Consider the following 20,620-nt stretch of genomic DNA (forward strand, 5'->3'; position numbering starts at 1 on the left):
TTCTTTTTGTTTAAATTTAAACGTACCATTATAGCCCAATTCCCTATTTTAGGAAAGTTATACAACGTTACAGATATTTGATAACCAGTAGTTTATCGCAATATACCCTTTTTTTGTACCTTAAGCATAAATCTTTCCATACCATGGCGAAGTATACATTGGAAATAAACAATACAAGGCATGATATTGAAGTAGGCAGCGGAACTTCCCTACTGTGGGTACTACGTGAACATTTGGGCCTTACAGGTACCAAATACGGCTGTGGCATTGCACAATGCGGCGCTTGCACCATACATATTGACAATAAACCCATGAAGGCCTGTGTTCTGCAGGTAGATGATTTTGCGGATGGGCAAAAAATTAAGACTATTGAAGGTTTGTCCAGTAAAGGAGATCATCCATTACAAAGAGCTTGGATAGAAACACAAGCTCCTCAATGTGGTTATTGCCAGTCCGGACAAATTATGCAGGCGGCAGCCCTTTTGGAAGAAAACTCCAATCCGTCAAGGGAGGAAATAAAATCATATATGAACGGTATTCTGTGTCGTTGCGGCACCTACCTAAGAATAATCAAGGCTATTGAATTGGCCACGGACGGCAAGGTTGAACAGGGCTGATGCCACCATAAATCTGGACTATAACAGCAAACAATGTCTTCAACACCCAAGATTGTAAATAGAAGGGAATTTTTAAAGGCCTCTAGTGGAGTTGCACTGTTTATTGGTGTAACGGGCATAATGCCACAGTTAATATCCTGTAAGGATACAGAGGGCATAAAAAAACAACTACAAAATTACCAGCTATCTGCCTGGGTACAAATTTCCGGAAACGGTGAGATAACCATTTATAATCCCGCTGCCGAAATGGGACAGGGATCCATGACGTCCCTACCCCTTATTTTTGCGGAGGAAATGGATGCGGATTGGTCCAAGGTAAAAGTTGCGTTTTCACCACAGGAAGTAGAAATATACGGCTCCGAAGGATGGGCCCCAGGTAGCAAGCTGATGTTCACTGTAGGGAGTAGGTCTACCAAAAGTTTTTTTCCGGTTATGCGAAAGGCCGGGGCCCAAGCAAGATATATTCTAATGCACAACGCGGCCAAATACTGGGATGTACCTATCTCCGAATTAAGCAGCAGAAAGAGTTTTGTGCTGCACCAAGCTACCAACAGGAAAATAAGTTATGGCGATTTAGCGCCTATTTTATCCATGCCCAAAACCTTGCCCAATTTTACGCTGGAGAAACTTAAACAACCAAGGGATTTCCAACTCATAGGAAAGACCATTCCCAGGACCGAAATTCCATCCAAGGTAAACGGTACGGCACAATTTGCCATAGATATTAAATTACCCAATATGGTCTATGGGGTATTGGAAAGGGGAAATCTACATGCCGCCCGCCCCACCCTAACCAATGAAAAAGACATTATGGCTATGGACGGTATTATAAAGATTGTCCCGTTTGATTATGCCATCGGAGTAATTGCCAAGACATTGGAACAGGCCTTGGAGGCAAAAAAACATTTACAAATTACCTGGAGCCATTCCCCAGCGATCGGCTACAATTCACAGGAAATCTATCCTAGCTATGAGAACATTGCCGGGCAGAAAAAAAGTGGCAAGGTCATACACCAAATAGGCCAGGTTACCACCGCTAAAAAGTTGGCATCCAAGATCTATACCGCCGATTTTAAGAACGACTATGTGTACCATGCCCAAATGGAACCTTTAAATGCGGTGGTCCAGATTTCCGAAGATTTAAAAAATGCCGAGGTATGGGTAGGTAGCCAACAGGGTGTTGATCCAAAATTGGGCGTCCCCCAGCTATTGGGAATACCTCATGAAAATGTAAAAATCAATCTACAGTATTTAGGTGGCGGATTCGGCAGAAGAAGTATGAACGATTTTGTGGTAGAGGCTACGCTACTGGCCAAGGAAGTGGCGCCACTCCCTGTGAAATTGATATGGACCAGGGAGGATGACTTGGGCTATGGTATGTTTAGACCCTTGTCCCTACAGCGGATGGCAGCTTCCATTGACAAAAGTGGAAATCTTACATCGCTTAGTCATTATGTGGTAGGGGATGGTGGAAACCTTGTTGCCAGCGGGGCAAAAAATGACCATTATGACATCCCCAATCAGCTTGTAGAATGGCGGGAGGTATCTCATGGGATTAGAGTAAAACACTGGAGGGCTGTTGGTCATGGTCCCAACAAATTTGCTATAGAGTGTATACTGGATGAAATTGCCCTAGGCCAAGGTATGGACCCCATAGATATCAGAAGAAAATTGATGATGAAGTCGCCCAAGGCCTTGGCCACCTTAGAAAAAGCAGCAGAAATGGCAAAGTGGAAAGAACCTGCCAAAGAAGGTAGGGCCAAAGGGGTTGCCTTCGTAGAACATGGGTCCCTAGGCACCGGAATCTGTGAAATTTCTGTGGATCAAAATACCGGAAAAATTAAGGTTCATAACTTCTGGATTGCCCTGGATGCCGGTATAATTGTACAACCAGACAATGTAAAGGCCCAAATGGAAGGAGGCATTATAATGGGAATGAGCAGTGTGCTATATGAACAAATCACTATTGTCAACGGAAGGGTTCAGCAGTCCAATTTCCACGACTATCAACTGCTACGGATGCAGGACATCCCGGAGCATATAGAAACCCACTTGATAGCCTCGGCCGACACCCCAGAGGGTGTTGGAGAAACCGCTACGCCGATGGTAGCCGGTGCCATAGCGAACGCTTTTTTACGCCTAACCGGCAAACCCTTAAGACATCTGCCATTTACCCCAGAAAGGGTGTTGGAAGCCTTAAATGGCTGATCATCAAATTTCACTAACATTCACAAAGTACAACTGGACCTGATCCCATACCAAGAATTATTCCCTTGATTTGTTATCTACTCGGGAACTACCCATCAGTGAAACTTTCCTCTACATGGAGAAGTATTGATCAGTTCATCGGATATTTCTGTACTATGCCGATATAGCTACCCCTCTGCCATCACTAAGGAATTAATATTTGTTACCTTAGAAACTTAACAACAAACTTCTGGTTGTAGTATTCCCCCCTCTTTGCACCAGCAAAATTATTATTTCATTATCAGTTTAATCGTACTAGAACTATATTAAAGTACCACCTATTTATGTAAGTAAATACAGTCAAATAACTTTAAACATAGGCTAGAATAAATCTTAATATTACGAATGACCAGATTGCTTGCTTTTGTTTTTTTAATTGTACTACAATCTTGTAAAACGGAAAAAAGGAAATTAGGAATTAGGCAAAAGCCCAGCAATAGGCAATATTACACCAACGGAAACATTAAATCTATAGGATCGGTTTCTGAAAATGGTCAACCCATTGGAAACTGGAGCTATTATGACTCAACTGGGGTTCTTACAAGAAAAGCCGAGTTTGTTAATATCTGTGGAGAAACATTAATTAATCAGGATTGGTATTTTGATCACAAAGGAGACACCTTAAAAAATAAAGGCAGTCATTTCTCCATATTTTTCTCAAAAGACACCATATTCCTGAATGAACCCATCCAGGCAAAGGTGGATTTATTTGAACCCCTTTTCAAAAAAAAGAGATCAGAAATTATGGTTCTTTTGCCCAACGACTATAAAAAGAACTTCAATCAGGATTTTTCCAACCTAAAAGAAATCCAACTGGATACCACGTATAATTTGAATCTTGAAGAAGAAATGAGAAAGGCTCTTTTTATAAATAGTGACTTTGGCAAAACAGCTATATTTGGGCGGTATTTTGGTTCGGCTGGAAAACAAAAATTCAGAGGTATAATCGTTGAATACTTTTATCAAGACTCTATTATCTCGGATTCCATAAAACTAAACTATTTTGAAACCAAAAAATACTTTGAAAAGGAAATATATGTTTTGGATAGCCTTAAGCCCGCCAGTTAATTGCTCCCGTAAGACATATAAACACCTTGGTTAAATGGTATAAGCCATAGACACTGTTTATACAGCTAAACACAAGCCATTCTTTCCACTCAATGCCCATCTGGCAGCAACGTCCTAATTAATTTTAAATAATAGGGATAGTTTAAAAGCCTAATAAAGTTTAAGGCTTGGACTACTGTCCGCAACCTTTCATAGTTATTCAGTATACCATTGGTTGAATATTAAAAGAAGGTTAATTTTTCAGATGCAATAATCAATAACTACCTCACTTACAAGAACTTACATATTATAAATGAGCATGAATTACAAAAAACCATTCTATACCATTCAAATATTTCATATCTTCAAGGGTATATCAACAACACAGGGACCTTTATTTTTTACTACCTAGGGTCCCTATACATATAGCGTTCAAAACTAATTACAAATAGTTTAATTAAAACAGAAATTATAAGCATGAAAAAAGTATTGTTCTTAACAGGTGATTTCACTGAAGATTATGAAACCATGGTACCATTTCAAATGTTGGAAATGGTAGGTTATGAAGTACATACCGTTTGTCCTGAAAAGAAAAAGGGGGACATTGTAAAAACTGCCATACACGACTTTGAGGGCGACCAAACCTATACAGAAAAGCCTGGCCACAATTTTACATTGAACTATAGCTTTGACGAGGTAAATGTTAATGACTACGATGGCCTGGTGATTGCAGGTGGAAGGGCACCGGAATATTTAAGGTTAAACCAAAGGTTATTGGAAATAGTACAACATTTCTTTAACGAGAACAAGCCAGTGGCTGCGATCTGCCATGGCATTCAAATTTTGACTGCTGCCAATGTGGTAAAAGGAAGAAAGCTAACTGCTTATCCGGCTGTAGGACCAGAAGTAACCCTGGCTGGTGGTGATTTTCAATCGATTCCGGTAGATGGCGCCTTTGTAGATGGCAACCTAGTTACCTCCCCCGCTTGGCCTGCCCACCCAAGCTTTATTAGAGAGTTTTTAAAAATCATGGGGGCTAAAATTGAATTATAAGACATTACTCAAAGGGTTGATAAACCCAGTAGTGCTGAATTAAAATAAACCTTGACTACCTAATAAAAACGCACATACCCTTTACCACCTCAGTTGGTTAAAGGGATGTGCTGCTTATAACAATAAGCCTTTGCCGCAAGCCAACTATAGTGTTGATAATATGCTACCAAATATCGGTATTGCTCCTTATATTTTTCAAACACATATATAACAAACGGGTTAACAGTCATATACAGACAAAAGGGCTATAGTTTATATAAAAGGAACTATAAGTTACCCCCTCCTTTTCTAAAAATATCCAACTTGCAAGACATAGTGAATTGAGAAATCTAAACCTAAAACCAGTTGACCATATGGAACCCAATTTTAGAAAAAAGGCCAATAATAAGGTAAACCGTTTAAAAATTATCATCTGCTGTATAGTCATTCATTTATTCGCCCTATTCCTTATGTCTTATGCCGCCGAAATATAGCCGAAAGAAAAGCCCAATGAGATGCTCGCAATGGTAGTTGACAATTATATGGCTCCATAACAGGCAGCACTGATTATCCATTAGAGAATAGAGGCATAAGCTGCGGAAAGGAAATTAACGAGTTAACTACCTATTTCTATATTCTCCCATTACCTGCTAGGAGGTAGTAGCGTACCGCTATGTCCAATTAATTTTCTTTTAAGACAATTCACCCTATAATACCTATTTATCAACTAGAATAAATATTAGTAAATTGCACAAAAGCTTAAACGATTAAAACATATTATCTATCTTAGCTGACGCCAACTACTGATTATCAATTCCATGCACTCCCAATTGCTCAGCATTATAGAAAAAGAAAACATCCTGAAAGAGAAAGAACAGGACCTATTCTGTCAATATTTTCACCCCATGCACCTTCGCAAAGGCGATCTATTTCAAAGAGCGGGTACCTATAATTACAGTATTGGATTTCTCAAAAGTGGATTGGTACACTATTACATGGAAAAAGACGGGCAGGAAACTACCAAGGAATTCTCTAAGGAAGGTGAATTTGTTACCGATTACCAGAGTTTTGTAAACAAGGAACCGGCCACCCAAAATATACAGGCCATTGAAAATTGCGAACTATTGGTCATTTCCCATTTCGACCTACAACAATTAATATCATGTTCTGAATTTGGCAAAAAAATTGGGGCTTATGTTTTGGAACACCGGTTTAATACCATGATCAAACATCTACTATCGTCCTATATGCATAGCCCTATGGAGCGCTACCAATATTTCCTTGACAATTATGACGCCCTTTGCAACAGGATACCTCAACGTATGATTGCTTCCTATGTAGGCGTAAAGCCCCAATCCTTATGCAGGATTAGAAAAAGAATCCTAAATAACATCTCCTAGAGAAAAACAGATTTTATAAAGTTTGTTTGAGGGATAAAACACACCAATTTTTGGCCCAAGAAAAGCTCCTTTTCCTCCCAGAGAAAAGGAGGGGATAAGGAGCCTGTTATATTTGCTAGCCTAGGGTCCTAAGCTTTTTTAGTCTTATACTTTAGCTGCGGACGGTATACATTAGGTTTATTCTTCACTATAACTGCCCACAATTTCTATATTAAGAAATTTTTTCCATCTTTTTTCTAATCTGTTCCAGACAAAGATTTCCAAAGCTCCCTTCATGGGTGTGTTTTATGTCCCTTTTGGGTGTAAAACTGCCATCGTTTATTTCCTTGCCCATTTTCTTATAGGCATCCCTAAATGGCATACCGGACAAAACCAACTCGTTCAATGTATCAACACTAAAGAGGTAATCGTACTTAGGGTCGTCCAATATATTTTCATTTACCCTTATTTCTTTTAAGCTAAAGGTAAGGATCTCCAAACAGGCCTTTAGGTCCTGAATAGCGGGTACAATCACCTCTTTCACCAACTGAAGGTCCCTATGATACCCGCTGGGCAGGTTGTTCATGATCAATATTAATTGGTTGGGAACTGTTTGTAGTTTGTTACACTTACCACGCACCAATTCAAAAACATCCGGATTTTTTTTATGTGGCATTATACTGGATCCGGTAGTAAGTTCATCCGGAAAGGAAACAAAATTAAAGTTCTGGCTCATATATAAGCAGATATCCATCGCCATTTTAGACAGGGTAGCTGCAATACTGCTCATACCAAAGGCTGCTGCCTTCTCTACCTTGCCCCGTCCCATTTGCGCTGCCACCACATTGTATTTTAAGGTCTCAAACCCCAATTCCTCTGTTGTAAAACTTCGATCTACAGGAAAGGAACTACCATAGCCTGCTGCACTACCCAAGGGGTTTTGGTCGGCTACCTTATAGGCTGCATCCACAAAATAGAGGTCGTCTACCAAGCTTTCCGCATAGGCAGAAAACCATAGTCCGAAGGAAGAGGGCATAGCCACCTGTAAATGGGTATACCCGGGCAGCAAAACGTTCTTGTGCTTATCTGCCAGATTCAATAGCAGGTGGAACAATTCCTTGGTTTGGTCCTTAATTTCCTGCAATTCATTTTTGAGGTATAAGTGCATGGCCACCAAAACCTGATCGTTCCTAGAACGGGCAGTATGAATCTTTTTACCGGCATCACCCAACCTAAGGGTCAGCAAAAATTCAATTTTGGAGTGCATGTCCTCAAAACTATCCTCTATAGTGAAGGTACCATTTTCTATGGTCTTGGCAATAGTGTCCAATTCCTGTACTAGGGATTCGGTCTCCTTTAGGGTCAACAAACCAATCTTACCCAGCATTTTGGCATGTGCCTTAGATGCAATGATGTCATACTTTGCCAAGAGCAAATCCAATTCCCTGTCATTGCCAACGGTAAAATGGTCTATTTTTTTGTCAGTGCTAAATCCTTTGTCCCAAAGTTTCATTTGTTGGTTTTTATTGTTTGTTATATGTCAGATATAATGCTGCTTTTGTTCCTTCCTGCGAAGTTGGGAATCACAACAAGAATCCCTGTAAAATTTTAATATACAAATCTATTCCTTCCTCTATTTCTGCTACATATATAAATTCGTTCGCAGAATGGGAACGGGTACTGTCCCCTGGTCCCAGTTTTAGTGATTGGCAGCTCAATGCCGCCTGATCGGACAGAGTGGGCGAGCCGTAACTTTCCCTTCCCAGGGCCAATCCTGATCTTACCAAGGCGTGATCCTTATCTATGGAAGAGGAATTCAACCGCAAAGAGCGGGGCTTTACCTCACAAGGAGCCTCTTTATCCAAAATATCGGCAATTTCCTTGTTGGAATAGCAGTCATTGACCCGTACATCAATTACCAAGTCTACGTGGCCCGGCACTACGTTATGCTGATTGCCCCCTCCTATCTGGGTCACGGTAAGTTTTACCTCCCCCAGCACCTCGGATACTTTTGGAAAACGATAATCCTTAAACCACTGCAACACCTCAATGGTATTGTAAATAGCGTTGTTATTATTGGGATGGGCCGCGTGTGAAGGCGTACCGCTAACCTTTCCATCAAAGACTACCAGGCCTTTCTCGGCAATGGCCAATTTCATCAAGGTAGGCTCACCAACTATGGCAACGGATATCTCCGGTAGTATGGGCAACATACTATTTAAGCCGTTGGGACCAGAACTTTCCTCCTCGGCCGAGGCCACGATAACCATGTTGTGCCCTAGGTTTTCCTTAGCGTAGAAATGTGTAAAGGTAGCTATAAGGGATACCAAGCATCCCCCCGCATCATTACTTCCCAATCCATATAATTTTCCATCCTCAATATGAGGGTGAAATGGGTCTTTTGTATAGGCCGAATTAGGCTTAACCGTGTCATGGTGCGAATTCAACAACAAGGTGGGCTTACTTTCGTCAAAGTGTTTATTAAAGGCGTATACATTGTTCTTCTCCCTTTTAAATGGGATATCAAAAGCGTTGAACCAATCTTCAATAGCATCTGCCGTCTTATCTTCCTCCGAGGAAAACGACTGAATGGAAATGAGTTGCTTCAGAAGTTCAATGGCCTTTTCCGTAAGTTTATCCTGATTCATAGTTATAAGGTAATGGTTGTGAACAAGGTGGCATTGGAATCTAACATTTCTATATCCCCTATGCAGACCTTCCCTACATTTTTGTGAAGCGCATGAAAGCAGTTTTCTAATTTAGGCAGCATGCCATCCGCTATGATCTTTTGTTGCAATAATTCTTTATAATTCCCGGGCTCCAGATGTTTTACAACAGAACTCTCGTCCGCAATATCCATTAAAACCCCTTTCTTTTCAAAGCAATAGTACAGAGTGGTATCATAATCCTTGCTCATCCCAATCGCCACTTCCGAGGCAATTGTATCCGCATTGGTATTTAACAGCTGTCCATCCCCATTATGTGTTATAGCACAGAAAACCGGTACAAAATTGGCTTGAAGCAATTTGTCTACAGCTTGGGCATTTACTTCCTCCACATCCCCGGCAAAACCATAATCAATTTCTTTTACAGGACGTTTCACTGCCCTAATGGCATTCCCATCGGCACCACTCAGTCCAATGGCATTGGTACCTTTGGCCTGTAATTGTGCCACTATATTCTTATTGGCCAATCCGCCATAAACCATGGTAATTACCTTAAGTCCCTCTTCATCGGTAATTCGCCTACCGCCTACCATTTTGGACTCTATACCTAGTTTTTCGGCGATTTGGGTAGCCAGTTTCCCCCCGCCGTGCACTAAGATCTTAGGACCTTCCATGGCGGCAAAGACATCCAAGAACCTGTTGAGTTCCTTCTGGTTCTCAATGACATTACCACCAATTTTTATAATCGATAATTTTTGTTTCATATCTTTTTTACCTCCTGTTGTGCAAAGTTTCTTTATATACGTACCTTATTCCCCCTGGAACAAAGGCCGCTACTTTTGATTCAATGTGACTATTTTATACTCTCCAACAACTTCTTCAGGACAATCTGTGCGGAATAAGTTCGGTTATTGGCCTGTTCTATTACCAAGGAGTCCTCGCTATCCAAAACCTCATCGGCCACCACTATATTACGTCTTACTGGCAAGCAATGCATAAACTTGGCATTGGCCAGCTTCTTTTTAGTCATGGTCCAATTTCCGTCCAGGCTTAGCACCTTTCCGTAGTCATCATAACTACTCCAATTTTTTACATATACAAAATCGGCTCCCTCCAAGGCCTTTTCTTGATCGTATTCCACTTCAATCCCCTTGGTAAGCCTTGGATTTAGGTCGTACCCCTTTGGATGGGTAATAACAAAATCGGCATCCTGCAATTTCATCATTTCCACAAAGGAATTGGCCACTGCGTGTGGCAAGGCTTTGGGGTGAGGTGCCCAGGACAAAACTACCTTTGGCCTTTTTTTGGTGTTCTGTTCAGACAAGGTAATAGCGTCTGCCAAGGCCTGTAAGGGATGTCCAACGGAACTTTCCATATTCACAACAGGAATACCGGCATACTTTTTAAATCCGTTCATAACTACCTCGGCCTCATCCTTTTTCTTGTCCGTTAGTGAGGCAAAGGCCCGTATGGCTACTATATCGGCATATTGAGCCACAACTTGGGCAGCCTCCTTAATATGTTCGGAAGTGCCTTGATCCATAACGGTCCCATCTTCATATTCCAAAGCCCATCCTTCGCTTCCAAAATTCATCACTATTACCTCCATTCCTAAATTCATAGCCGCCTTTTGCGTACTTAACCGGGTTCTTAGACTATTGTTGAAAAATAATAAACATATAGTCTTGCCCTGTCCCAAGTACTTGTGTTGACGCGGGTCTGCCTTTAGTGATTTAGCTTCTTCTACCCACTGTGGTAGGGAATCGATATCTTTTAGGGATAAATAATGTTGCATTTTTTTATTTTATAGTTGTAAAAGCTGTTTTGTTTTCTATGGCATTAATAATAAAATTATCATTGATACCGTTTACGATCCAAGTTTCTATATTGGCTTGCCTTGCAATATTGGCAGCTTCTATTTTGGATTCCATTCCTCCCGTTCCATGGGAAGATTTTGAACTGCTGACCTCCTTCTGCAAATCGTCTAGGTTGCTGGCCTCTTTAATGGTTTTTGGATCCTTGTTAATGAAAGACTCTTTGGTATAAATACCATCGGTGTTGGTAGCGATGACCAAGAGATCTACCTTCATTAGTGCCGCGGTCAAAGCAGCAAGTTTATCATTATCCCCAAACTTTATTTCATCGGTAGCCACCGTATCATTTTCATTAATTATTGGAATGAAGTCATTGGCTACAAGAACATTGATGGTATTGCAGATATTTTCTTTGGATACTTCCTTTTCAAAATCGGAATAGGACAACAAACACTGGGAGGTGAGCAACCCCAATTCCCTGAAATTTTCCTGAAAAATACGCATCAGGTGGGGCTGACCAATAGAGGCCAGAGCCTGTTTTACGGTAATTTCCTGTCCGTTATGCTCTAACTTTACAAATTGTTTGGCAGCTGCAATAGCCCCAGAGCTAACTATGATAAATTCATAACGGTCCTTTAGCTTGGCAATCTGCCGACCAATATCCTCTATCTTTCCCCTGGAAATATGATCTGTTTCCTTGGTTAGGGTGTTGGATCCAATTTTTAATAAAATTCTTTTTTTCTGCATGTTCTTAGTTTTGGGCCTATTTTTAGACCAGCCTACTTAGGGCGCTTTGATTATCCCTAGTATGACCCATTGCATTCTCCACGCCCTTCCTTAAGGATCGTAGAAATATCTGCTTACGCCAATTCCTTTTCCAAAGCCTCAAAAAATTGATCTAAATGCTCTTTGGTGATATTCAAAGCAGGCAATACCCTTAAAACGTGCTTATCACTGGCTCCTCCGGTGAACATATGCTGGTTATGGATCAATTTCTTTCGCAATTGGGCAACTTCAAAATCAAATTCCAATCCTAACATAAGTCCCATCCCCTTTACTCTTTTCACTTGTGGGATAGAAGCTACTTTTTCTTTGAAATAATCAAAAAGTTGAGCCGAATTTTCTATGAGGTTCTCTTTTTCCAGGACTTCCAATACGGCCAATCCTGCGGCACAGGCCAGGTGGTTACCTCCAAAAGTGGTTCCTAATAATCCGTAGGACGCCTTTATGCTTTCGTGAATCAAAACACCGCCAATAGGGAAACCGTTGCCCATTCCTTTGGCTACGGTAATAATATCTGGTTTAATGCCATAGTGTTGAAAGGCAAAAAACTTACCACTTCGGCCATAACCACATTGCACCTCATCGGCAATAAGCACCACCTTGTTTTCTTTGCAAAGTGCGGCGATATTACTGTAAAACTCTTGGGAAGGTTGATCCAATCCGCCTACCCCTTGAATGGTTTCTATAATAACGGCACAAACATCGCCTTTGGACAATTCACTTTTAAAGGTTTCCAAGTCCTCAAAAGGCAGTATGCTTACCTTCTGCTGCTTATTTATAGGGGCATTGATCTTTTCGTTGTCGGTTGCAGCCACAGCTGCGGAAGTTCTTCCATGAAAACCCTGTTTAAAAGAAATTACCCTAGACTTCCCAGTTTGGAAAGAAGCTAATTTCAAGGCATTTTCATTGGCTTCTGCTCCGGAATTGCACAAAAACAAATTGTAATCCACACAACCCGAAAGTTCACCCAGCTTTTGGGCCAAGTTTTTTTGGATAGGATTCTGGACCGCATTGCTATAAAAACCAATTTTGTCTAACTGTCCTTTTATTCGCTCCACATAATGAGGATGGGAATGTCCTATGGAGATTACGGCATGTCCACCATAAAAATCCATATAATCCTGACCTTTGTCATCGGTAACAACTATACCTTTGGCCGAAACCGGAGTAACGTCATATAGGGGGTATACATCAAATAATTCCATCTTATTATTTTTTATAGCTATGCTCACTGCTAAATTATCCTTTTTTAATTTCGTTTATTTTATCAAATGATGCCACTATACCGCGGATCAAGGACGAGCTCAGTCCTTGGTGCTCCATTTCGTTCAATCCGGAAATGGTACAGCCCCTTGGGGTAGTAACCTTATCTATTTCATTTTCTGGATGGCTTTTGGATTCAATAAGCAAACTGGCCGCACCATTACAGGTATGCATGGCCAATTCCTGGGCCTCCTTTGCATCGAAGCCCAATTGAATGGCCCCTTGGGTTGTAGCTCTAATGAGACGCATCCAAAAGGCAACACCACTGGCACATATAACTGTTGCCGCCTGCATTTGTCCTTCCGGGATCTGCATGCAATGCCCCATACGGTTAAAGATGGCCTTGGCCAGATCTACCTTTGAGGCACCCTTTTCATTATTACAGATACAGGTCATTGATTTTCCCACGGAAATGGCCGTATTGGGCATTGCCCGTATTATGGAATGATCCTTCCCTATGACTTCTTCCATTCGGGAGATGCTAAAACCAGTGATGGTTGAAATAACAACGTGCTCTTGGGTAAGCAGGTCTTTAACTTCCTCCAATATCTTCACAAATTGTCCGGGCTGCACGGCAAATATTAATACATCAGCTTTGGAAACTGCCTCCCTATTATTGGTGGTAGTGCTTACGTTACCGTATTTTTCCACCTCCTTTAAACCACTGAGATCTCTTTTGGTGAGGACCATGGAAGTGGCCCCGTTGGTGCCCAATATACCCTTTGCAATGGACAATCCTAAATTTCCTGCTCCAATAATGGCTATTTTCATTCCTTGATACTTATAGTTTGATCCCAACATCCCAGGATGCCGGTATTTGGTTTATATATTGGTTCACTGTCCTCATGACTTCATTACCAAAGATTCACCACACTAAAATACACCCGCTTTTAACTTTAGGCCTTCCGTTTCCCCAAATCCAAACATGAGATTCATATTCTGTACTGCCTGCCCAGAGGCCCCCTTTAAAAGGTTGTCTATGGCCGAGGTAATAAGAAGGGTATCCTTGTGCTTGTGTAAATGAATATGGCACTGATTGGTATTTACTACTTGTTTTAGATTGATGTCGGTTTCCGATATCTGGGTAAATGCGGCATCTTTATAAAAGGCCCTGTACAGCTCATAGGCATCTTCCAGGCTACCCTCATAACTTGTGTAGGCCGTAGCCAATATTCCTCTGGTAAAATTCCCCCTATTGGGCAAAAAGAATATCTCGCCGGTATTTTCCTGAAGGCTTTGCAAACTTTCTGTAATCTCTCCCAAGTGCTGATGGGTAAATGGCTTGTACCAGGAAACATTATTGTTTCGCCAGCTAAAATGTGATGTAGCGGAAAGGCTCACCCCAGCACCAGTGCTTCCGGTAACTGCATTGATATGCACAGGCTTATCCAACTTATTATCCTTTGCCAAGGGCAACAATGCCAATTGTATGGCAGTGGCAAAACAACCCGGATTGGCAATATAACTTGCCTTCTCTATTGCTTCACTACGAAGTTCCGGCAATCCGTAAACAAAGTTCTTACCATCAAGCACGGCATCGGCCGTCAACCTAAAATCATTACTTAGATCTATGATCTTAGTCTGGGCAGAGAAATCGTTTTCCTTAAGAAAAGAAGTGGAGTTTCCATGTCCAAGACATAGAAAAACAACATCTACCTCCTTATTCACCTCCCCGGTAAACGCCAGCTCGGTAACCCCTAGGAGATCTGGGTGGGCCGTTGTAATTTTTTTACCTGCCCTGGTTGTACTAAAAACAAAATCTATTGTGGTCTGCGGGTGGTTCAAAAGAATTCTGATGAGTTCACCACCAGTATACCCCGACCCCCCAATAATACCTACTTTAATCATTGTTCTGGTTTACGTGGTTATAAATTTTTCCCGAATTGGAAAGTATCTTAATAAATCCTTTGGCGTCATCAGCCGTCCAGCCTTTGTTCATCTCACCATAGCTACCAAAAGAGGCATTCATAAGGTCGTGCGGCGATGCTATGCCATCCAACTCAAATCTATATGGGTGAAGGCTAACAAACACATCACCACTAACATTCTTTTGGGTATCTGTAAGAAAGGCTTCAATATTTCTCATCACCTCATCCAAATAGTTACCTTCGTGCAACAACATACCATAGAAGTTACCTTGTTGCTCCTTTTGGTACTGCTGCCATTTGGTAAGCGTATGTTTTTCCAATAGATGGTGGGCCTTAATAATGATCAAGGAAGCAGGTGCTTCAAAGCCAACCCGTCCCTTAATGCCAATTATGGTATCCCCCACATGTATATCCCTGCCTATGGCGTATTTGGAAGCTATGGCCTCCAATTTAATTATATTGTTTACAGGAGTATCATTTTCACCGTCAATAGCAATCAACTCTCCCTTCTGGAAAGTCAATTTCAATTGTTTAGGCTCGGTTTCCTCAAGCTGGCTTGGATAAGCGTTGTCCGGCAAGGATTTGTGGGAAGTAAGAGTTTCATCACCCCCTACCGAGGTTCCCCACAGACCTCTATTAATGGAATATTTAGCCTTTTCCCATGGATAGTCTACCCCATTGCTCTTTAGGTATTCAATTTCTACCTCCCTAGCCAATTTATTATCCCGTATAGGGGTAATGATTTCAATTTCCGGGGCAATGATCTGAAAAATCATATCAAACCTAACCTGATCGTTACCTGCTCCTGTACTACCGTGGGCAATATATTTGGCCCCTACTTTTTTGGCGTAATTTACTATCTCAATGGCCTGTACGATACGCTCAGCACTAACGGACAGAGGATAGGTATTGTTCTTTAGGACATTGCCAAAAATTAGATATTTTACTACTTTCTCATAAAAAGTTTGGACCGCATCTATAGAGGTATAGGATGTTGCTCCCAATTCCAAGGCTTTCTTGTGAATACTTTCAATTTCTTCCTCAGAAAACCCTCCGGTATTTACACTTACGGCATGAACCTCAAAACCTTTGTCCTTTGATAAATACTTGGCACAATAGGAAGTATCCAATCCACCACTATATGCTAAAACTAATTTCTCCATAATAAAATTATTTTATTCTTAATTACGCAGTAGCTTATACGACTACTTTGATTTTTTACTTAGAAACAAACTTTCTTTTATACTTTTTAATCTTTTAAATGCCTTGGAATTTATTTTTTCCGCAACCGATTCCTTTTCCTTTTCTTTTTTGGTTGCCGGATCATAAAGCATCCCGGTACAAAGGCACATTTTTTGTTCGGTCCTTGTTAGGATATCAAAATTCTTACAGGTCTGACAGCCTTTCCAAAACTCGGGATCATCCGTAAGTTCTGAAAAGGTAACCGGCTTATAGCCCAGTTCATAATTCATTTTCATAACCGCAAGACCAGTGGTAATCCCAAAAATTTTTGCATCAGGGAATTTTTTTCTGGAAAGGTTGAAAATCTCCTTTTTTATTTTTTTTGCCAAACCTTGATTTCTATAGTCAGGATGTACAATGAGGCCTGAATTAGCGACAAATTTTTCATGTCCCCAAACCTCTATATAGCAGAACCCGGCAAACTTATCCCCATCCAAGGCTATAACGGCATTGCCATTATGCAGTCTCTTCTGGATATATTCCGGGGTACGCTTAGCAATCCCCGTACCACGCACCTTAGCCGACTCTGCAATAGTTTCGCAGATAACTTCGGCATATTTAAAATGGGAATCGTCAGCAATAACAATCTTCATTGAATGTTGCTTTAAAAATTAAAAATTAAGTTTTGTGTTTTTTTGAGAGGGGAAATGGACTCACCTATTTCCATAAAAGAATTGCACCCTTACGGGCGACGACGTGTACGTGTAGGCGTAAAAGAATGAGCAAGGCTAGTAGCCCTGTCAAAATCAAATATGTACGCTATATTGCTCATTGTAATATCAAAAGTACAAATAAAATTCAATTGACGTAATTAATACATTATTTTTTATGAAAAAGTTGTTTTTTGTTATATAAACGCACTAATTCATAGGTCATAAATCCATATACTGCCAAATACTCAACTGTTAGCAACAAATAATTCTCCTTAAAACCTGCAACGGAATAGGCCCAATAACTAAGGATAATGCTCAGGGACCACACAAGAGGAAATCTAAATTCTGTAAACAGGGCTAGGAAAACCAGAAAAATTATATACCAAGGGTGTACCGTGGCCGACAAAAAATAATAGACCGTTAACACCCATAACATTGCGGCAAATAAAGCTACCGTCTTTTTGTTATCCCTTAAAAAGGCAAAAAGACCTACCGTAACAATCACCACCACCGGGGTTATTTTGCCATAATCCTTGATCAATTCCCATGGCTTGGCATTAAACTGAATGCCGATATTTTTAACAAGGTTGTAAAAGCCAGCATTGAATTCAAAGTTTGAAAACCACAGGCCAACAGTATGGGTATAATTCTCCAAAAAATCCAGTGAAAAAAATGGGGATACCAATAAAAGTGAACTTAGCCCTACGATAGCATAAAAAAACAAGCTCTTTTTAAAGCCCAGGTAAGAAACAAACAAAGGAAGAAAAATCAAGGGCACCAATTTAATGGAAATGGAGAGGGCATATATAAGAGCCGCCAGCTGCCATTTTTTATTGTGCAAAAGGTAAATAGACCATATAAAAAAGAACAACATAACCCCTTCAAAATGAAGATTTCCGGTAAGTTCCAAGATCACCAAGGGATTAAGGAAATACCAAAAAATTAAATGGGTAGACCTGTTTAGTTTTTGCAACAGTTTACGCCCAAAATAAAGAATCCCCAAATCCGAAAGTATTATACTCGTCCTCATAACAAGGATAGCAACTGTAATATTTTTACCTGCAAAAAAAGTAGATAATCCAAAGATAAGCTGGTTTAAAGGGGGATAATTACTATAATTGGAAGCACTTAAATTACCCATACCGCTTACCAACTCCATGGCATTGGGCATAAATTGGTTGTTCTCTGCAATAAGATCCTTGGGCAGGTGCAAATAAGGACTCATTCCCAGATTTAGCATTTGACCGTCCCAAATAAATCTATAAAAATCCTGGGACAGATTGGGGGTAGCAAAGAATAGGCCTAGGCGAAAAATTATTCCCGCTATGGCCAAAAACTTAAAATTCCACTTTTCAAACTGAATTAGCTTATAGCACAAAAAAAAGAGGGCGAGATAGAGTATAAGCAGTTTTAGAAAATCCGTTCTTTCTAAATCATAACCAAAGGTGATATAAAATAGGGTGCTCAAAAGCGCCAATAAAACTGGAATTTTATGAAGTTTCCAATACGAAACTACCCTATGCAACATGGTATCTGTCTGGTTAATGGTTTTTGGTTTGGAACAAGATATGCAATCTCTTAAATTTAAACCAATTTTGCCAATAATTACCCCCTCAAATTTTGGATTCCCCAAAGCTTTAATTACCCCCTGGCCAAACACTACACTATTAGCCCTTAAATAGAATTATCCCGGCCAGTTGGCACCTAATTACAGAGGCAAAAGTACTTCCCCTGTAGGGAAAGCGCTACCAAGTTTTGGGCAATAGCCACTTATGCCCTTGCTGTAAGCGACTTAAAGAATACGTAACCAAAACCTAGGAACAACATAAAATGGAATGGAAAAAGACCAAAATCGTTCAAGGGAATAGCACTGTACATCCCAAAAAGAAAATAAAGCATAAGGGCCGCTTCCAGTATCATATTGGGCGACAGCTTGGTGGTTAAATATTTATTGTCTTTCCAACTGTCCTTGATGTTCTTTAGATTAAATTTTGGCGTCCTCACAAATTCACTTCTTTTCCCCATATGCCCCTCCAGCACCGCAATGGAATTATGTAAGGAAAACCCAAGTGCCACAGAGAAAAAGGTAAAGAAGATTCCTATATAATCTACAAAATTATCAAAACTGCTTCCCTGAATGCTCTTATAGGTAAACCAATAACAGATAAACAAGATTACTGTACTTAAGATAAAGAATGATGTGGCCTCAAAAACCCATCCCAATTGGCCATAGGAGCTCTTTATATACATCATGGGAATGCTCAACAAGGCCACCATAAAAACACATAGGAACATTGAGCTGTTCAATAAGTGCATAACCCCATGGAATTTGGTCTTAAAGGAAATATTCTTAGCCTTGACAACACTCAAAACGGTTTTTCTAAAATTTTCGGCCCCACCTTTGTTCCAGCGAAATTGTTGTGACCTGGCGGCACTGATCACTACTGGCAGTTCTGCAGGGGTTTCCACGTCTTCCAAATACTTAAATTTCCAGTTCTTTAATTGAGCACGGTAACTTAGATCCAGGTCTTCGGTCAAGGTATCCCCCTCCCAGTTTCCGGCATCTAGGATACACTCCTTCCTCCAGATTCCTGCGGTACCGTTAAAGTTTATGAAATGGCCTTTGGCGTTCCTCCCAACCTGCTCCAAGGTAAAATGGGCATCCAAGGCAAAAGCCTGTATACGTGTCAAAGTGGAGTATTCCCTATTAATATGCCCCCATCGGGTCTGAACCACTCCTATTTCCTTATCTTTAAAGTAAACCACCGTTTTCTTTAACCAGTCACTTGACGGCAGAAAGTCGGCATCAAAAATGGCTATAAATTCGCCCTTGGCAACATCCAGGCCTTCCTTTAAGGCACCGGCCTTAAAGCCCTGTCTATTTGATCTTCTTATATGCTTAATGTCCAACCCACTTTCCTGTAGTACCTCCACCCGTCTGGCCGTATCCAAAACGGAATCGTCCGTAGAATCGTCCAGCACTTGAATCTCCAATTTACTTTTAGGGTATTCTATTTTTGCAATATTATCCAATAAACGGGCCACTACATACTCCTCATTATATATGGGAAGCTGTATGGTAACAAAGGGGATCTCCTTGGGGTCCAATAAGTTGAATTTTGGCGCCTCCCGATTGCGTCTTTTGTTGCCCAAATAATTGACCAAAAGGTTTAATTGGGCCAAACTATAAAAGAAAATCAATAGTAAGGAAAAACTGTATAAGGCAATGATGATGTAAGAAATAGTAAGTCCCATTTTATTTTAAACTGTATTTAAATATCCAACTTAGGATTTTAACTCCTGCAAAGATAGTTCCTTTTAGTGTCCCTGATACTTTTGAAACACCAATTCTTTTTTTATAACGCACTGGCACTTCAGCATATACAAACCCCTTACGCAACACCTTTAACTGCATTTCCACAGTCCAACCATAGGTTTTATCCTCCATGTCCAAGGCCAGCAACTTATCGTATTTTATGGCTCTAAACGGACCTAAATCCGTAAAGGAAGCCCCAAGGAACCATTTCATTAAAGTAGTGGCCAATTTATTCCCAAAAACTTGTTGTGGCGTCATAGACCCTTCTTCCCTAAGGTCCTTTGTTCTGGCACCTATCACCAAATCCACATTATTTTCAATTATTGGCCTTACTACTTTGGAGAGTTCTTCAGGGTAATCTGAATAATCTCCGTCCATAAATACGATGATATCGGGTAGTTTGGATTGCTGGGAGATATAATTTATTCCTTTCAAACAAGCATACCCATAGCCCATTCTACTTTCTGTTAGGACGGTAGCCCCTGCCCCTCTTGCGTTACGGGCAGTATGATCCGTGGAATTATTGTTCACCACAACAACTTCAGATACCATTTTAGGAATATCCTTTATTACGCTGGCGATGGAATCTGCCTCATTATAGGCCGGAATTATTACTTTAATATTGGTCATTGGCACAGCTATAGGATAATTGTTTTATTCATATATTGATGTTATGTAATCCAGCCCTTTATC

The 20,620-nt window shown here is 40.6% G+C and carries 18 protein-coding genes; 5 read left to right on the top strand and 13 right to left on the bottom strand.

What is annotated here, in order from left to right; genetic code table 11:
• Positions 1-143 precede the first annotated feature (143 nt).
• The 5 genes from EHW67_RS04505 (at position 144) to EHW67_RS04525 (ending at position 6,343) form a co-directional block, all read left to right on the top strand.
• Positions 144-617 (top strand): (2Fe-2S)-binding protein, encoded by a 474-nt coding sequence (locus EHW67_RS04505; RefSeq protein ID WP_126161164.1) that lies wholly within the window; start codon positions 144-146, stop codon positions 615-617.
• 33 nt (positions 618-650) lie between these two features.
• On the top strand, positions 651-2,825 hold the full coding sequence (locus EHW67_RS04510; RefSeq protein ID WP_126161165.1) for a xanthine dehydrogenase family protein molybdopterin-binding subunit: 2,175 nt from the start codon (positions 651-653) through the stop codon (positions 2,823-2,825).
• A gap of 384 nt (positions 2,826-3,209) precedes the next feature.
• Complete coding sequence (locus tag EHW67_RS04515; protein ID WP_126161166.1) at positions 3,210-3,932, top strand: toxin-antitoxin system YwqK family antitoxin; 723 nt, start codon at positions 3,210-3,212, stop codon at positions 3,930-3,932.
• A gap of 456 nt (positions 3,933-4,388) precedes the next feature.
• Positions 4,389-4,964, top strand: a complete 576-nt coding sequence (locus EHW67_RS04520) for a DJ-1/PfpI family protein (RefSeq protein ID WP_126161167.1) — start codon at positions 4,389-4,391, stop codon at positions 4,962-4,964.
• A 797-nt stretch (positions 4,965-5,761) separates the two neighbouring features.
• The gene (locus EHW67_RS04525) at positions 5,762-6,343 is read left to right on the top strand and encodes a Crp/Fnr family transcriptional regulator (protein ID WP_126161168.1); all 582 of its coding nucleotides are present in this window, start codon (positions 5,762-5,764) and stop codon (positions 6,341-6,343) included.
• Positions 6,344-6,554: 211 nt separating this feature from the next.
• On the opposite strand, the gene argH is transcribed toward EHW67_RS04525, so the two are convergent.
• From argH to EHW67_RS04590, 13 genes are all read right to left on the bottom strand, one after another.
• Complete coding sequence (gene argH, locus EHW67_RS04530) at positions 6,555-7,835, bottom strand: argininosuccinate lyase (protein ID WP_126161169.1); 1,281 nt, start codon at positions 7,833-7,835, stop codon at positions 6,555-6,557.
• A 70-nt stretch (positions 7,836-7,905) separates the two neighbouring features.
• The gene (locus tag EHW67_RS04535; RefSeq protein WP_126161170.1) at positions 7,906-8,970 is read right to left on the bottom strand and encodes a M20 family metallo-hydrolase; all 1,065 of its coding nucleotides are present in this window, start codon (positions 8,968-8,970) and stop codon (positions 7,906-7,908) included.
• Positions 8,971-8,972: 2 nt separating this feature from the next.
• Entirely contained in the window at positions 8,973-9,752 is a 780-nt protein-coding gene (gene argB, locus EHW67_RS04540; RefSeq protein WP_126161171.1) for an acetylglutamate kinase, read from the bottom strand.
• Positions 9,753-9,841: 89 nt separating this feature from the next.
• A complete protein-coding gene (locus EHW67_RS04545) occupies positions 9,842-10,783 on the bottom strand; it encodes a Rossmann-fold NAD(P)-binding domain-containing protein (RefSeq protein ID WP_126161172.1) in 942 nt (313 codons plus the stop codon).
• Between the two features lie 4 nt (positions 10,784-10,787).
• Complete coding sequence (gene proB / locus EHW67_RS04550; protein ID WP_126161173.1) at positions 10,788-11,549, bottom strand: glutamate 5-kinase; 762 nt, start codon at positions 11,547-11,549, stop codon at positions 10,788-10,790.
• Between the two features lie 113 nt (positions 11,550-11,662).
• A complete protein-coding gene (locus EHW67_RS04555; protein ID WP_126161174.1) occupies positions 11,663-12,790 on the bottom strand; it encodes an aspartate aminotransferase family protein in 1,128 nt (375 codons plus the stop codon).
• A gap of 34 nt (positions 12,791-12,824) precedes the next feature.
• Entirely contained in the window at positions 12,825-13,619 is a 795-nt protein-coding gene (gene proC / locus EHW67_RS04560) for a pyrroline-5-carboxylate reductase (protein WP_126161175.1), read from the bottom strand.
• 102 nt (positions 13,620-13,721) lie between these two features.
• On the bottom strand, positions 13,722-14,696 hold the full coding sequence (gene argC / locus EHW67_RS04565) for an N-acetyl-gamma-glutamyl-phosphate reductase (protein WP_126161176.1): 975 nt from the start codon (positions 14,694-14,696) through the stop codon (positions 13,722-13,724).
• On the bottom strand, positions 14,689-15,879 hold the full coding sequence (gene argG, locus EHW67_RS04570; RefSeq protein WP_126161177.1) for an argininosuccinate synthase: 1,191 nt from the start codon (positions 15,877-15,879) through the stop codon (positions 14,689-14,691). Before argG ends, argC begins: the two co-directional genes overlap by 8 nt.
• Positions 15,880-15,921: 42 nt before the next feature.
• Positions 15,922-16,551: a GNAT family N-acetyltransferase gene (locus tag EHW67_RS04575; RefSeq protein WP_126161178.1), complete on the bottom strand. Its 630-nt coding sequence runs from the start codon at positions 16,549-16,551 to the stop codon at positions 15,922-15,924.
• Between the two features lie 226 nt (positions 16,552-16,777).
• Positions 16,778-18,139: a mannosyltransferase gene (locus EHW67_RS04580; RefSeq protein ID WP_126161179.1), complete on the bottom strand. Its 1,362-nt coding sequence runs from the start codon at positions 18,137-18,139 to the stop codon at positions 16,778-16,780.
• A 242-nt stretch (positions 18,140-18,381) separates the two neighbouring features.
• Entirely contained in the window at positions 18,382-19,866 is a 1,485-nt protein-coding gene (locus EHW67_RS04585; protein WP_126161180.1) for a cellulose synthase family protein, read from the bottom strand.
• A gap of 1 nt (position 19,867) precedes the next feature.
• Positions 19,868-20,557, bottom strand: coding sequence for a glycosyltransferase family 2 protein (locus tag EHW67_RS04590; RefSeq protein WP_126161181.1), 690 nt, complete (start codon positions 20,555-20,557; stop codon positions 19,868-19,870).
• Positions 20,558-20,620: the final 63 nt, after the last annotated feature.

It is taken from the genome of Arenibacter aquaticus, from assembly GCF_003957295.1.
GTDB lineage: Bacteria > Bacteroidota > Bacteroidia > Flavobacteriales > Flavobacteriaceae > Arenibacter > Arenibacter aquaticus.

Bases quoted from the DNA above. Each gene is read 5' to 3' on its own strand.
- EHW67_RS04520 (WP_126161167.1), top strand. From the start codon at position 4,389: ATGAAAAAAGTATTGTTCTTAACAGGTGATTTCACTGAAGATTATGAA.
- argG (WP_126161177.1), bottom strand. From the start codon at position 15,879: ATGGAGAAATTAGTTTTAGCATATAGTGGTGGATTGGATACTTCCTAT.
- EHW67_RS04575 (WP_126161178.1), bottom strand. From the start codon at position 16,551: ATGAAGATTGTTATTGCTGACGATTCCCATTTTAAATATGCCGAAGTT.
- EHW67_RS04580 (WP_126161179.1), bottom strand. From the start codon at position 18,139: ATGTTGCATAGGGTAGTTTCGTATTGGAAACTTCATAAAATTCCAGTT.
- EHW67_RS04525 (WP_126161168.1), top strand. From the start codon at position 5,762: ATGCACTCCCAATTGCTCAGCATTATAGAAAAAGAAAACATCCTGAAA.
- EHW67_RS04505 (WP_126161164.1), top strand. From the start codon at position 144: ATGGCGAAGTATACATTGGAAATAAACAATACAAGGCATGATATTGAA.
- EHW67_RS04535 (WP_126161170.1), bottom strand. From the start codon at position 8,970: ATGAATCAGGATAAACTTACGGAAAAGGCCATTGAACTTCTGAAGCAA.
- EHW67_RS04585 (WP_126161180.1), bottom strand. From the start codon at position 19,866: ATGGGACTTACTATTTCTTACATCATCATTGCCTTATACAGTTTTTCC.
- proB (WP_126161173.1), bottom strand. From the start codon at position 11,549: ATGCAGAAAAAAAGAATTTTATTAAAAATTGGATCCAACACCCTAACC.
- EHW67_RS04555 (WP_126161174.1), bottom strand. From the start codon at position 12,790: ATGGAATTATTTGATGTATACCCCCTATATGACGTTACTCCGGTTTCG.
- EHW67_RS04510 (WP_126161165.1), top strand. From the start codon at position 651: ATGTCTTCAACACCCAAGATTGTAAATAGAAGGGAATTTTTAAAGGCC.
- argH (WP_126161169.1), bottom strand. From the start codon at position 7,835: ATGAAACTTTGGGACAAAGGATTTAGCACTGACAAAAAAATAGACCAT.
- EHW67_RS04590 (WP_126161181.1), bottom strand. From the start codon at position 20,557: ATGACCAATATTAAAGTAATAATTCCGGCCTATAATGAGGCAGATTCC.
- argB (WP_126161171.1), bottom strand. From the start codon at position 9,752: ATGAAACAAAAATTATCGATTATAAAAATTGGTGGTAATGTCATTGAG.
- EHW67_RS04515 (WP_126161166.1), top strand. From the start codon at position 3,210: ATGACCAGATTGCTTGCTTTTGTTTTTTTAATTGTACTACAATCTTGT.
- EHW67_RS04545 (WP_126161172.1), bottom strand. From the start codon at position 10,783: ATGCAACATTATTTATCCCTAAAAGATATCGATTCCCTACCACAGTGG.
- argC (WP_126161176.1), bottom strand. From the start codon at position 14,696: ATGATTAAAGTAGGTATTATTGGGGGGTCGGGGTATACTGGTGGTGAA.
- proC (WP_126161175.1), bottom strand. From the start codon at position 13,619: ATGAAAATAGCCATTATTGGAGCAGGAAATTTAGGATTGTCCATTGCA.